The following is a 13,304-nucleotide window of genomic DNA, read 5'->3' as shown; positions in this document are numbered from 1 at the left end:
AGGTGTTTAGCGCAATCGCAGGTTCCTGTGGCGATTTTTTGTGCGCAGCCGCCGGGTTCGCTCAGGCCTTGAGAAGCGGATCGATCATCTTCTGGAAGGCCTCGATCGAGGTCTCGCCGCGCACCAGGGTGCCATTGACGAAGAAGCTCGGGGTCGAATTCACCTTGAGGGTGTCGGCCGCATATTCCTGGGTGGCCTTGATGCCATCCAGCACCTGCTGGTCCTTGAGGCAGGCATTGAAGCCGTCCTCGCTGAGCCCGGCCTGCTTGCCGATGAGCTTGAGTTCTTCGACGGTGTTCTTGGCGGCCCACTGCTCCTGCTGCTTGAACAGGGTATCGACCACCGCGAAATACTTGTTGGCGTCGCTCTTGGCGACGCAGCGCGCCAGCATCGAACCCGCCGCGGCCTTCAGGTCGAGGGGGAATTCCCGGAAGACGAAGCGGATCTTGCCGGTGTCGATGTATTGTTCCTTGAGCTTCGGGAAGACGTTGACGGTGAAGGCCGCGCAGTGCGGGCAGGTCATCGAGGCGTATTCGACGACGGTGACCTTGGCGTTTTCCGGGCCCAGCGCCATGTCGCCGAGCGGGCTCGGCTTGGTCACCGCGGCGGCGATCGACTGGGCGGACGCGCTGCGGACCAGGCGCCAGGGCGAGACGCCGGCGAAGGCGGCGAGGCCGGTCAGCGACAGCAGGGCATTGAAGGTGCGGCGCGTGAGCATGGACAAGGGACTCCGGATCCGGCAAGCGAGGTTTTGCCGTTCGCTAACTTGAAACCGTGAATGTGGCAATGGCTGGCCCCGCTCCCGGGACCGGCGCGGCCTCACTTCCGCTTGATTGCAGTCCCGAGCCGCGCCAGCGCCTTGCGCAGGTCCTCGTCCTCGATGGCGGTCAGCGTCTTCGCCTCCTCGGCAACGGCGGCCTCGTCGAGACGCGGCCGCGGCTTGCGCTTGGCGGGGCGCGACAGCGGCGCCTGCCGCAACGCCAGTTTGCCCACCGCGTTCCAGCCGAAGAAGCGGTTCACCCGGTCGAGGATCACGGCGGAAGCGTGCTGGATCTCCAGCGCCATCGGCCCCTCGACCCGCAGCACCAGGGTCGCCGGCTCCTGGGCCTGGCCTTCCACCGGGCGCAGCCACTGGATCTTGAGCGGCTGGGCATGGGCGGCAATGTCGGCGCCGGCGATCTCGGCCCAGCGGGTGACGAGTTCGCGCGAGGCGAAGCCCTGGCGCCGGAAGACGTCGTTGATCGCACCGCCGACCAGGACGGAGAGCGGTCGGGCGGAGATCGGGCCGGGCTTGTTCATGGGATGGGCTGCTGGGTAGAAGGGACACCATGACTCTAGCAGGTGCCGCAGCCCGGCGAAAGAAAACCCCGCCCGGCGCCGACACGGCGGCGAGCCGCCCCGCGGCGTTGCTGGCCTGGTACGATCGTCATCGCCGCAGGCTGCCCTGGCGTGCCGGGCCCGGCGAGATGGCGGATCCCTATCGGGTCTGGCTGTCGGAGATCATGCTGCAGCAGACCACCGTGCGCGCCGTCGGTCCGTATTTCGACAAGTTCGTCAGCCGCTGGCCCGATGCCGCGGCGCTCGCCGCAGCATCGCTCGACGACGTGCTGCGGATGTGGGCGGGGCTCGGCTATTACTCCCGCGCCCGCAACCTCCATGCCTGCGCGGTCAAGGTCGCCCAGGACCATGGCGGCGTCTTTCCCGATACCGAGGCGATGCTGCGAACGCTGCCGGGCATCGGGCCCTATACCGCCGCGGCGATCGCCGCCATCGCCTTCGACCGGCGCTGCATGCCGGTGGACGGCAATATCGAGCGCGTGGCGACGCGGCTGTTCGCCCTGGAACTGCCGCTGCCGGGCGCCAAGCCCGAGATCGGGCGCCTTGCCGCGACGCTGCTCGGCGAAGCCCGCGCCGGCGACAGTGCCCAGGCTCTGATGGACCTCGGCGCCACCATCTGTACGCCGAAGCGCCCGGCCTGCGCCTTGTGTCCGCTCAGCGCGGACTGCGCCGCGCGGGTGCGGGGCGATGCCGAAAGCTTTCCGCGCAAGACGCCGAAGAAGGCCGGCGAACTGCGCCGCGGCGCCGCCTTCGTCATCACCCGCGGCGACGCCGTCCTGCTGCGCAGCCGGCCGGCGAAGGGCCTGCTCGGCGGCATGACCGAGGTGCCCAATTCCGACTGGAAGGCCGGCCAGGAGGATGCCGCCGCGCGGCGCCAGGCACCAAGGCTCGCCGGCCTCTCGCGCTGGCGTCGCCGGCCCGGTGTCGTCAGCCACGTCTTCACCCACTTTCCTCTGGAACTCGTGGTCTATGCCGCCGAGGCGCTGCCGCGCAGCGCTGCGCCCGACGGCATGCGCTGGGTCAAGATCGCCGAGCTTCCCGGCGAAGCGCTGCCCAATGTCATGCGCAAGGCGATCGATCTCGGGCTGGCGCGGTCGGTGAAGCCGGGCACTTGATTGCAGGCTCTCAGGCTCAGTCCCGCATCAGGTCGTCGAGCCGCTCGAGCCTCGTTGCGGCCGGATGGTCCCTGCGGACGGCGAGCGCATCTGACGCGCGTTTGAAGAACTCGCTCCGATGCTGAAACGAGCGTCAGATCCACCACACTGGCGGTGGCAGCCTTGAAGGCGTCGCCGTCATCGCCCTCGCTTTCGCGGGTGACGATAACGATCCGTGGGACGCGCTCAGCCCGCCGCGATCCCGCTGCGGATCTCGGCGCGCAACTCGTCGATCAGCTTGAGGCCCTTGGCGGTCTCGACGTGCCAGAAGGTCCAGCCGTTGCAGGCCTGGGCGCCCTGCGCCACGGCTCCCATGCGGTGGATCGAGCCGACCTTGTCGCCGAGCATGATGGCGCCGTCGGCGCGCACCAGCGCGCCGTGCTTCTTCTTGGCGTCGAACAGCTTCGCGCCCGGGCGGATCATGCCGCGCTCGATCAGTTCGGAGAAGGCGACGCGCGGCGCCTCGCGGGCGGTCATGAAGGGAGCGAGCGTCGCTGCCGGCAGCGGCTCGACGGCGGCGATCCGTTTTTCCGCGGCGGCGGCATAATCGCGGTCGCGCTCGAAGCCGATATAGTCCCGGCCGAGGCGCTTGGCGACGGCGCCGGTGGTGCCGGTGCCGTTGAACGGGTCGATGACGAGGTCGCCCGGCTTGGAGGAGGACAGCAGCACGCGAGCCAGCAGTTGCTCGGGCTTCTGGGTCGGATGAACCTTCTTGCCGTCGTCGCCCTTGAGTCGTTCCTCGCCGGTGCACAGCGGGATCAGCCAGTCGGAGCGCGCCTGGACATCTTCGTTGGCGGCCTTGAGCACCTCGTAGTTGAAGGTGTAGCCCTTGGCCTTCTCGTCGCGGGCCGCCCAGATCATGGTCTCGTGGGCGTTGGTGAAGCGGCGGCCGCGGAAATTCGGCATCGGGTTGGACTTGCGCCAGATGATGTCGTTCAGCAGCCAGAAGCCCAGGTCCTGCATGATGGCGCCGACCCGGAAGATGTTGTGGTAGGACCCGATCACCCACAGCGTCGCCGACGGCTTCATGATGCGGCGGCAGGCGAGCAGCCAGGCGCGGGTGAAGTCGTCATAGGCGGCGAAGGACTCGAACTTGTCCCAGGCATCGTCGACGGCGTCGACATGGGACTCGTCGGGCCGCTTCAGATCGCCCTTGAGCTGAAGGTTGTAGGGAGGATCGGCGAAGACCAGATCGACCGAATGGGCCGCCAGCTTCGACATCTCGGCGACGCAATCGCCCACGATGATGCGGGACGACGGCGAGGGATCAAATTGAGTGCGGGGCGCCCTTGCAGACGCCCCGCGACGCGACACACCCATGACGATACTCTTAGGCGACGCAGTCGGCGACGCGGGACCAACAAACCGACTTTCACCACCATGACGGCGCAAGGTAAAAATCGACTTAACTTGCGACGATTTCCGTGTCGCTTTGCGTCCGGCTGCGATGGCCCGGTCGTCATGGGCTGCGGCGAGCGGAGGTTGCGTCATTATGTTTAGTGCGGTTTTGGATCTGACGCTCGTACGACGAGTTCGCTGCAATGCTGATACGAGCGTCAGATCCACCGCACTCGGCAATTATTGCCGGGCGCGGTAGCGGTGATTGGTAAAGCAGTTGTAAATATTGCGCTGCGCCGTGTTGCCGACCACAGCCGGTTGTGACTAGTTCGATGTGACCAGTTCGAGGAGAATGACCCATGCGCTACGATGACTTCCGTCGGAGCGATAATATCGACGACCGCCGCAATGACAGCGGTGGCGGGGGCGGCGGCGGCTTCGGCCTGCCGATCGGCGGCGGCGGTCTCGGCATCGGCACGGTCATCGTGCTCGGCCTGATCGGCTGGGCGGTCGGCATCGACCCGCGGCTGCTGATTGGCGGCGCCGAGATTCTCACCGGCGGTGGCCAGGCGCCGAGCTACCAGACCGACCGTCGCTCGGGGCCGGCGCAGACCGGCGTGCCCAAGGACGAGATGGGCAGCATGATCTCCGGCGTGCTCGGCGAAATCGATGACCGCTGGCGCGAGATCTTCCAGGCCTCGGGCCAGAACTATACCGGGCCGCGCATCGTGCTGTTCCGTAACGCCACCAATGGCGGCCGCTGCGGCATGGCGCAGTCGGCGATGGGGCCGTTCTACTGTCCGCCGGATCGCCAGATCTTCCTCGACACCGGCTTCTTCCGCGAGGTCGAGACCAGGTTCCACGGCTGCTCGGGCAGTGCCTGCAAATTCACGGCGGCCTACATCATCGCCCATGAGGCCGGGCATCACATCCAGAACCTGCTCGGCATCCTGCCGCGGGTGACGCGGCTGCAGCAGCAGGCCGGCAGCAAGGCCGAGGCCAACGCGATGCAGGTCAAGGTCGAGTTGCAGGCCGACTGCCTGTCGGGCGTGTGGGTCAATCGCGAGGAGAAGAAGCGCCCAGGCTTCCTCGAGGCGGGCGACATCGACGGCGCGCTGCAGACCGCTTCCGCAATCGGCGACGACACCTTGCAGCGGCAGTCCACCGGACGCGTCGTGCCCGATTCCTTCACCCATGGCTCGGCGGCGCAGCGCAAGCGCTGGTTCATGACCGGCTACCAGCAGGGCACGGTGCAGGCCTGCAACACCTTCGGCGCCGGCGACCTGTAAACGGATGAGACCGATGGCGATCGACGAAAGCAAAGCCTTCGTGCCGCTCAATATCGCGGTGCTGACCGTGTCCGATACCCGCTCGCTCGAGGACGACGCCTCCGGCAAGGTGCTGGCCGAGCGCGTAACCGCGGCCGGACATCATCTTGCCGCACGCGACATCGTGACCGACGACGTCGATGCCATCCGCGCCAAGGTGAAGGCCTGGATCGCCGATCCCGGCATCGACGCCATCATCACCACCGGCGGCACCGGCTTCACCGGCCGCGACGTCACGCCCGATGCCATCGAGCCGCTGTTCGAAAAGCGCATGGACGGCTTTTCGATCGTCTTCCATCTGCTCAGCCACGCCAAGATCGGCACCTCGACGATCCAGAGCCGCGCCACCGCCGGGACCGCCGGCGCCACCTACATCTTCTGCCTGCCGGGATCGCCTGGCGCCTGCCGCGACGGCTGGGATGGCATCCTCGCCGCCCAGCTCGACTACCGCACCCGGCCGTGCAATTTCGTCGAGATCATGCCGCGCCTGGACGAGCACCTCAAACGCGGCAAGGCGAAGGGATGAGAGCGCTTCTGTCGCTTCAGCGCGTCACGCGCGCTGGGACCGTCTGAACGAGCGCATCAGTCGGTCTCGCAGCCATCGCCACATATTGCGCCGCGCCTCGGTGCGCAATTCGCCGGCACGGTGGCGATGGAGTGCAAGCCGTTCCGCGGTGACGCGCAGCGGCGGTCGCGGACGGTGATGGTCCACGGTCAAGTCTCCGATATGCGCTTCTGACCTTCTCGACAGCACCAGAGGTGCGCGGTGGGGCGCCTCGAACGGCGATGTCGCCAAGCCCCGCGCCGACGACGCGAGGCGATTTTAGGCGCTGAGCTCCAGTTCCCAGGTCTCTCCGACGAGATCGTGCCCGAAGCTGCGATGCGGATCGCTCGCGATCTTCACGAATCCGGCGGCGGCATAAAGCGCGCGGGCCTCGGTCAGCATGCTCTGGGTCCACAGCATGATCTTGCGGTAGCCGCGGGCACGGGCGAAGGCGATGCATTCCTGCACCAGCCTGCGGCCGACGCCGCGGCCGCGTGCCGACGGCTCGACGAGGAGCAGCCGCAGCTTGGCGACCGTGTCGGAATGCCTGACCAGGAAGATCGAACCGGCGCGTTCGCCGTCGACCTCGGCGATCCAGCAGGCCTCGCGGGCCGGATCGAAGCTCTTGAGGTACTGCGCGACGATTTCGGCAACCAGCGCCTCGAAACCGGAATCCCAGCCATAGGTCTCGGCGTAAACCGCGCCGTGCCGTTCCACCACCCAGCCCATGTCGCCGGGCCGGGGCGGGCGCAGCACGACGGCGGCCTCGGCTGGCGCGCCGTCATCGAGCAGACGGGTCACCGTGGCCAAGGCTGCGAGCAGCCGCTCCCGGTCGCCTTCGGACAGCGGTTCCAGCATGCGCCCGATGCTGGCGCGCGAGGCCGCTTCGAGCTGGCCGAAGGCGGCTCGGCCCCTGGCGGTCAATTTGAGGCGCTGCTGGCGGCGGTCGGTCGCCCCGGCCGTGCGCGACACCAGTTCGTCCTCGGTAAATCGCTGCAGGATCCGGCTGAGATAGCCGGCATCGAGATTGAGCGCCGCGCCGATCTCGCTGGCGCTCGGCAGTTCGCGCTGGGCGATCTCGTAGAGCACGCGCGCCTCGGTGAGCGAGAAGGGGCTCGCCAGCAGGTGCTGATCGAGAACGCCGATGATCCTGGTGTAGCGGCGGTTGAAATCGCGCACGGCGTCGACGGCGCCGCCGTCGACGGGGGCGAGCGATGGTGTCGCGGAGCTTCGGTCGGACAGTGTCCTGGTCATGGCGGCGGCCCAGCTTGGATCGGGCCGAGGATGCGCCACATATTTGACGGAGTCAACTGAATGGTTGACTACGTCAAATCAGCCGGCGGCGACATAGATGCGGGTGCGCAGCAGCGCCCGGCCGGACCGGCCGAGATGCGACAGCAGCCGGGCTTCGGCGCGGCGGGTGCCGCGGGCATGGCCGCCGAGGCGCTCGTAATGGCTGCGCGCGATCAGGAGACCCTGGTCGGCGGACGGTCCGGACAAGGCGCGGCCGACGCTGCGGAGCGTCTGGCGGAGAGAGTTTTCGCTGTAGGGGGCGCGCGCGTAGCGGAAGATGCCGGCCCGCGGCCGGCCGCTCGTCGCCACGCTCTGGATGAACTGGGCGGTCTCGTCGATCCAGCCGGTGTCCAGCACCGCGCCGGGGTGGAGGAACATCAGCCAGTCGGAGCGGGCGGCCCCGGCTCCGGCGGCCAGCGCGTCGGCGCGCGCGCCCTTGATCGCCAGAAAGTTGCAGCCGGCAACATCTGCAATGTGGGCGATGGCGTCGCTCTGCGAGGTGTCGACCAGCAGCACCTCGCGGATCAGTCCCGCCGCGGCGCCCGGCACCAGCGCCGCCAGGGTGGCGACCACCGGCTGCTCCTCGCCCAGCGTTGGAATGATGACACTCAATGACAAAGCGCGTGTCCTCAAGGGGTTGCAGACCGTCCCTGTATCACCTCGCGTTCGCGAAATCAGCAGTCTGTGGAACCCGGCTTCGCCGCGGTGGCGCTTTCCCGGGCCGCGAACAAACTTTTGTTCTTGTTTTGTTCGTTTTTCGCGCTAATCTCCAATCACGAGTCCTCGTCAGGGCAGCAAGACCATGATGAAGTCCAGCGCAGCTCGATCCCGCCGTTCGCCCGCAGAACCGCCCCCGACGCCCCCGACGCCCGCCATCGCTCCGTTTGGCGAACCGGCCGCCGCCGCGGTTGAGGCCGCCCTGGTCGGCGAGGGCCGGCGGCGCGGGCGCGGCGCCCAGTCCAATGCCAGCGGCCGTTATGAGGCGGAGGCGCGGGTCGCCTTCGACGACGGCTGGCAAGGCCTCGAAGACCTGCCGCCGTTCAAGACCACGGTCGCCGTCGACACCGCGCGCAAGGTGATCACCCGTAACGATTCGCCCGATATCGGCTTCGATCGATCGATCAATCCCTATCGCGGCTGCGAGCACGGCTGTGTCTACTGCTTCGCGAGGCCGACCCACGCCTATATGGGCCTGTCGCCGGGGCTCGATTTCGAATCCCGGCTGTTCGCCAAGCCGGATGCGCCCGCGCTGCTGGAGAAGGAACTGGCATCGCCGGACTACGAGCCGCGGATGATCGCGATCGGCACCAATACCGATCCCTATCAGCCGATCGAGCGCGAGCAGCGCATCATGCGCGGCATTCTCGAGGTGCTGGAGCGCGCCGGCCACCCGGTCGGCATCGTCACCAAATCGGCGCTGGTGACCCGCGACATCGATATCCTCGCCCGCATGGCGCGGCGCAACCTCGTCAAGGTGGCGCTGTCGGTCACGACCATGGACCCCAGGCTCGCCCGCAGCATGGAGCCGCGGGCTTCCACCCCGCCGAAGCGGATCGAGGCGCTGCGCCAGCTCGCCGCCGCCGGCGTGCCGACCACGGTCATGGTGGCGCCGATCATCCCGGCGCTGAACGACAGCGAGATCGAGCGCATTCTCGATTCCGCCGCCCATGCCGGAGTGAGGGAAGCGAGCTATGTGCTGCTGCGTCTGCCGCTCGAGGTCCGCGACCTGTTCCGCGAATGGCTGATCGCCAACTATCCGGACCGCTACCGCCATATCTTCACGCTGATCCGTGACATGCGCGGCGGACGCGACTACGACTCGCAATGGGGCACGCGGATGAAGGGCACCGGGCCGATGGCGTGGATGATCGGCCGCCGCTTCGAGATCGCCTGCGGCAAGCTCGGCCTCAACAAGAAGCGGGCCAAGCTCACCACCGATCATTTCGCCCGGCCGAAGCGCGCCGGCCAGCAGCTCGGGCTGTTCGACTGATAGAGGCGTTTAACCGATGTGTGGATCAAGAGCCGTCGAGTAGGAGGCATTCCATGACCGGTCAGCTGCCACAGGCACGCTTCACCGTGCTGACCATCGGCGTTGCCGACGTGGCGCGCAGCCGCCGTTTCTATGTCGCGCTCGGTTTCGAGCGCCGCTACAGCGCGACCGGCGACGAGGTGGTGTTTTTCGAAACCGGCGGCACGGTGCTGGCGCTTTATCGCGCCGACGCCCTGGCGGCGGGCGCGGGCATTGAGCCGCCGAGGCCCGATCGCGGCTTTACCGGGGTGGTGCTGGCCTGGAATTGCGCCGACCGCGCCGAGGTCGACACCGTGCTGGCCCATGCGGCGGACTGCGGCGCGGCGGTCACCGTTGCGGCCCACGATACCGATTATGGCGGCTATGGCGGCGTCTTCGCCGATCCCGACGGCTACCTGTGGGAGGTGGTGGTGGCGCCGAACATCGTGGTCGGTCCCGACCGCCGGGTGCAGATGCCGGCCTGACGGGCCTCGGCGCCGTTCGATCGATCAGGCTAGTGTCCCGTCTCCGAATTACCGCTACGTTTGCCTCGCGCTCGCACGGTAATTCGGAGACGGGACACTAGGAATTGCGGGCACAGCCCCGGGTTCCCGGTTGCGCCCGCGGGGGCGGCGACGCATCGTCGCGGCCATGAGTCGCGCCCCTTCGTCCATAACGCCCAAAGCACCGGCCAAGACGTCGACAAAGACGCCAACCAGGACTTCGGCGACGGCCGATGCCGCCGGCAAGCCCGCGGCCAAGGCGGGCCGCAGGGGCGTCAATGCCGTGGCTCCGGCGAGCTTTCGCCGTGAGCGGGCGCTGCTGAAGCAGGGCATCTGGCCGGTCGCGGGATGCGACGAGGTCGGCCGCGGGCCGCTGGCCGGGCCGGTGGTGGCCGCCGCGGTCATTCTCGACCCCAAGCGCATTCCCAAGGGCATCGACGATTCCAAGCGGCTGACGCGCGACAAGCGCGAGGAGCTGTTCGAGGAGATCTGCGCCACCGCGACCTTCGCCCTCGCGGTGGCGTCCCCGGCCCGGATCGAGCGCGACAATATCCTGCGGGCGTCGCTGTGGGCGCTCGGCCGGGCGGTGGCGGCGCTGCCGGTCGAGCCCCGGCATGTCTTCGTCGACGGTCGCGACCCGATCGATGTGGCTTGCGCCTGCGAGCCGGTCATCGGCGGCGACGGCCTCATTCAGTCGATCGCCGCCGCCTCCATCGTCGCCAAGGTGGCGCGCGATCGGTTGATGACCAAGCTCGGCGCCGAACATCCGGGCTATGGCTTCGAGCAGCACATGGGTTATGGAGTGCCCCGGCATCTCGAAGCGCTGCGCCGGCTCGGTCCGACGCGGCATCACCGCCGCCGTTTCGCGCCCGTCGCGGCGCTGCTCGCCGAGGACGTCGGGCAGCTCGAGGTCGATGCCGTCGTGGTCTCCGACCCCGCCGTCGAGGCGGTCGCGTTCTGAGCGCCATTGCGCCATCGCGGGGGGCGCCGTATCAGTGGGCGTCGCCTTCCTCGCCCCGGCCTCGATCCTTCATGCGCTTCACCTCCCTGATCGTCGAATTGGTCCGCGCGCGGCCGCGCCTCGTGATCTGGGCGGTCATTCTGCTGCAGGCGCTGCTCTGGCTGATGGTGTCGCTGCTGTTCTACCGCAGCCCGCCGAGCGACGTCGCGACGCTGCTCGCCTTCGGTCGCGAATATCAGGTCGGCACCGACAGCGGGCCGCCGCTCGCCTTCTGGCTCGGCGACATCGTCTTCCGCCTGTTCGGCCATCATCTGTTCGGCGTCTATCTGCTCGCTGAAACCTGCTTCGTCGTCACCATGTGGGCGCTGTTCGAACTGGGCGGCGCCGTTGTCGGCCGCCAGCACGCGGCGCTCGCCGTGCTGCTGACCGCAACCATCACCGCCTTCGGCTTTCCGGGCCTCGAATTCTCGCCGGCGGTGCTGGCGCGCCCGCTGTGGGCACTGGTGCTGCTGCACGCCTGGCGCGCGGTCGGGCAGCGCCGCGGCAACGCCTGGTTCGCGCTCTCGATCGAAGCCGGCCTGCTTCTGCTCACCACCCACGCGGCGGTGCTGCTGCTGGCGCTGCTGTTCGGCTTCTTCGCCGTCACAGAACGCGGCCGTCGGGCACTGCGCTCGCCCGATCCCTGGTTCGCACTCGCCGTCATGATCGTGCTGGTGCTGCCCTATCTCGCCTGGCTGGTTCGCGCCGGCGCGATGGTGACGCCCCTGCTGCCGCCGCCGGACCAGTGGACGGGACGGGGACTGCGCTGGGGCGAAGGGCTGCTGTCTCTCCTCGTCGCCATGTTCGGCCTGCTGCTGCTGGTTGCCTTGAATTCGGTGCGATGGTCGGCGCGGCCGGACGACGATCCGGTGGTATTCCGTCCGCCCACCGATCCCTTCGCGCGGCTGTTCGTCCTGTTCTTCGCTCTGACGCTGCCGCTCGCGACGAGCTTCGTCACTGCGCTGCTCGGGCTCGATCAGATCATCGGCGGCACCGGCACCTCGCTCATGCTGATGGGCCTTGCCGTGGTGATGCTGGGCGGCGACCTGATTGCGCTGCGCCGCCAGGAGCTGCTGCGCACGATCTGGACCCTCGCCATCCTGGCGCCGGCGGCGGCGGTGCTGCTGTCGATCTTCGTCCAGCCCTGGACGGCGAGCGCCGAGGTGCCGACCCTGCTGCCGTCCCGCGATATCGGCCGGTTCTTCAACGACAGTTACGAGCGGCGGACCGGCCAGCCGCTGCGCGCGGTTGCCGGCGATGCCGAGCTCGCCGGGCTGATCGGTTTTGCCGCCAAGGACCGGCCGCATCTCTTCCTCGACGCGGCGCCGGCGCGCACGCCGTGGCTGACCATGGATCAATTCCGGGCCGGCGGCGGCCTCGTGGTGTGGCGCGCCGCCGATACGGCCGGTACGCCGCCCGAGGACATCGCCCGCCGTTTTCCCAATCTCGCGCCGGAAGTGCCGCGCGCTTTCGACCGCCTGGTCAACGGCCGCCACGGGCCGCTGCGCGTCGGCTGGGCGATCCTGCGTCCCGCGGCACCCTAGTGTCCCGTCTCCGAATTGCCGCTTCGTTTGCCTCGCGCTCGCACGGTCATTCGGAGACATAGGGACACTAGTGTGGTGGATCTGACGCTCGTTTCAGTATTGCAGCGAGTTCTTCGAACGAGCGTCAGATCCAAAACCACACTAGAATCATGAACATTGCTAGTGTCCCTTGTTTCCAACGTTCGTATGAGCGCCTGCTGCAATGGGATACGAACGTTGGAAACGGGACACTAGCAAAATCAAAGTGCTAGTGTGGCTTATGTCTCGCAATTGCCTACAGGGGCTTGCCGCAAAGGGCATAGGCAATTGCGAGACGCCACACTAGCAGAACACTAGCAGAATTGCAGCGGGGCTTACGCGGTCGTTGCGGTCAGCGCCCGGCGCACCGCGCGCAGGTCGAGCCAGGCGTGCCGCTTGAACGCCGGCGATCGCAGCAGATAGGCCGGGTGGAAGGTCGGCATCGCCTTGATCCGACGCGAGCCGGTATCATACTCCATGAAGCGGCCGCGGGTCTTCATGATGCCCTCCCGCGTCTGCAGCAGCGCCTGGGTTGACGGATTGCCGAGCGTCACCAGGATGTCGGGATCGACGAGTTCGATCTGACGGCGGATAAAGGGCAGGCAGATCTGCGTCTCCTGCGGCGTCGGCGTGCGGTTGCCGGGCGGCCGCCACGGAATGACATTGGCGATATAGACCGAATTGCGGTCCAGTCCGATCGCCTTGAGCATCAGGTCGAGCAGCTTGCCCGAGCGGCCGACGAAGGGGCGGCCCTCGATATCTTCGTCGCGGCCCGGGGCCTCGCCGACCAACATGATGCGCGCTTGCGGATTGCCGTCGGCGAAGACGAGGCGCGTCGCAGTATTCTTCAGAGCGCAGCCCTCGAAGGCCTCGAGCAGCGCGCGCAAGTCCTCGAGGCTGGCCGCCGTCGCCGCCGCCTCGCGCGCCGACAGGATGGCGACGTCGGGGGCCGGCGCCGCATCGGTCCGCGCCATGGCCGCGGCCGGCACGCTTTCGGCCACGCCGAGCGGGCGTCGCGGCGGCGCCGCGGCGGGCGCAAGGTCTGCGGCGGCTTCTTCCGCCAGGCGGTCAATCGGCGCCTCGGCCAGCGCGCAGTCGACTCCGGCCTCCAGATAGAAGGCGAGCAGTTCGGCGGCGCTGGGCATCGGTTCCGGGGTCATGGCCGTTGCGGGACGAGGGCGATCCCGCCTTCATAAAGCATCGGCGGGACGGGTGGGTATCGCTTTTCGCAGCTCT

13 protein-coding genes are annotated in these 13,304 nt (G+C 68.0%); 7 read left to right on the top strand and 6 right to left on the bottom strand.

What is annotated here, in order from left to right; all coding sequences use genetic code 11:
• Positions 1 to 61: 61 nt before the first annotated feature.
• Both DB459_RS01855 and DB459_RS01850 read right to left on the bottom strand, forming a co-directional pair.
• A complete protein-coding gene (locus DB459_RS01855) occupies positions 62 to 718 on the bottom strand; it encodes a DsbA family protein (RefSeq protein ID WP_253711233.1) in 657 nt (218 codons plus the stop codon).
• A gap of 101 nt (positions 719 to 819) precedes the next feature.
• On the bottom strand, positions 820 to 1,299 hold the full coding sequence (locus DB459_RS01850) for a DUF721 domain-containing protein (RefSeq protein ID WP_253711232.1): 480 nt from the start codon (positions 1,297 to 1,299) through the stop codon (positions 820 to 822).
• Between the two features lie 29 nt (positions 1,300 to 1,328).
• Here DB459_RS01850 and mutY point away from each other — a divergent pair, with 29 nt between their 5' ends.
• Positions 1,329 to 2,453 (top strand): A/G-specific adenine glycosylase, encoded by a 1,125-nt coding sequence (gene mutY, locus DB459_RS01845; protein ID WP_253711231.1) that lies wholly within the window; start codon positions 1,329 to 1,331, stop codon positions 2,451 to 2,453.
• A gap of 225 nt (positions 2,454 to 2,678) precedes the next feature.
• Here mutY and DB459_RS01840 read toward each other — a convergent pair whose 3' ends face one another.
• Positions 2,679 to 3,812, bottom strand: coding sequence for a site-specific DNA-methyltransferase (locus DB459_RS01840; RefSeq protein WP_253711230.1), 1,134 nt, complete (start codon positions 3,810 to 3,812; stop codon positions 2,679 to 2,681).
• Positions 3,813 to 4,189: 377 nt separating this feature from the next.
• On the opposite strand from DB459_RS01840, the gene DB459_RS01835 reads away from it, so the two are divergent.
• Positions 4,190 to 5,119, top strand: coding sequence for a neutral zinc metallopeptidase (locus tag DB459_RS01835; protein WP_253711229.1), 930 nt, complete (start codon positions 4,190 to 4,192; stop codon positions 5,117 to 5,119).
• A 13-nt stretch (positions 5,120 to 5,132) separates the two neighbouring features.
• Positions 5,133 to 5,684 carry a molybdenum cofactor biosynthesis protein B gene (moaB, locus tag DB459_RS01830; RefSeq protein ID WP_253711228.1) on the top strand — a complete coding sequence of 184 codons (552 nt, stop codon included), beginning with the start codon at positions 5,133 to 5,135 and terminating at the stop codon, positions 5,682 to 5,684.
• A 297-nt stretch (positions 5,685 to 5,981) separates the two neighbouring features.
• On the opposite strand, the gene DB459_RS01825 is transcribed toward moaB, so the two are convergent.
• Positions 5,982 to 6,956, bottom strand: a complete 975-nt coding sequence (locus tag DB459_RS01825; protein WP_253711227.1) for a helix-turn-helix domain-containing GNAT family N-acetyltransferase — start codon at positions 6,954 to 6,956, stop codon at positions 5,982 to 5,984.
• Between the two features lie 78 nt (positions 6,957 to 7,034).
• Positions 7,035 to 7,613 carry a glycosyltransferase gene (locus DB459_RS01820; protein WP_253711226.1) on the bottom strand — a complete coding sequence of 193 codons (579 nt, stop codon included), beginning with the start codon at positions 7,611 to 7,613 and terminating at the stop codon, positions 7,035 to 7,037.
• A 187-nt stretch (positions 7,614 to 7,800) separates the two neighbouring features.
• On the opposite strand from DB459_RS01820, the gene DB459_RS01815 reads away from it, so the two are divergent.
• From DB459_RS01815 to DB459_RS01800, 4 genes are all read left to right on the top strand, one after another.
• Complete coding sequence (locus DB459_RS01815; RefSeq protein ID WP_371927020.1) at positions 7,801 to 8,985, top strand: PA0069 family radical SAM protein; 1,185 nt, start codon at positions 7,801 to 7,803, stop codon at positions 8,983 to 8,985.
• Between the two features lie 53 nt (positions 8,986 to 9,038).
• On the top strand, positions 9,039 to 9,488 hold the full coding sequence (locus DB459_RS01810) for a VOC family protein (protein ID WP_253711224.1): 450 nt from the start codon (positions 9,039 to 9,041) through the stop codon (positions 9,486 to 9,488).
• A gap of 166 nt (positions 9,489 to 9,654) precedes the next feature.
• Entirely contained in the window at positions 9,655 to 10,467 is an 813-nt protein-coding gene (locus DB459_RS01805; RefSeq protein WP_253711223.1) for a ribonuclease HII, read from the top strand.
• A 71-nt stretch (positions 10,468 to 10,538) separates the two neighbouring features.
• The gene (locus DB459_RS01800; RefSeq protein WP_253711222.1) at positions 10,539 to 12,050 is read left to right on the top strand and encodes a glycosyltransferase family 39 protein; all 1,512 of its coding nucleotides are present in this window, start codon (positions 10,539 to 10,541) and stop codon (positions 12,048 to 12,050) included.
• 353 nt (positions 12,051 to 12,403) lie between these two features.
• On the opposite strand, the gene DB459_RS01795 is transcribed toward DB459_RS01800, so the two are convergent.
• Complete coding sequence (locus DB459_RS01795; RefSeq protein WP_253711221.1) at positions 12,404 to 13,228, bottom strand: uracil-DNA glycosylase; 825 nt, start codon at positions 13,226 to 13,228, stop codon at positions 12,404 to 12,406.
• Between the last annotated feature and the right edge of the window lie 76 nt (positions 13,229 to 13,304).

The sequence above is a fragment of the Bradyrhizobium sp. WD16 genome (genome assembly GCF_024181725.1).
Classification (GTDB): Bacteria; Pseudomonadota; Alphaproteobacteria; order Rhizobiales; family Xanthobacteraceae; genus Bradyrhizobium_A.
The sequence above is the reverse complement of the archived record's forward strand: the minus strand, read 5'-3'. Positions and strand labels throughout refer to the sequence as shown.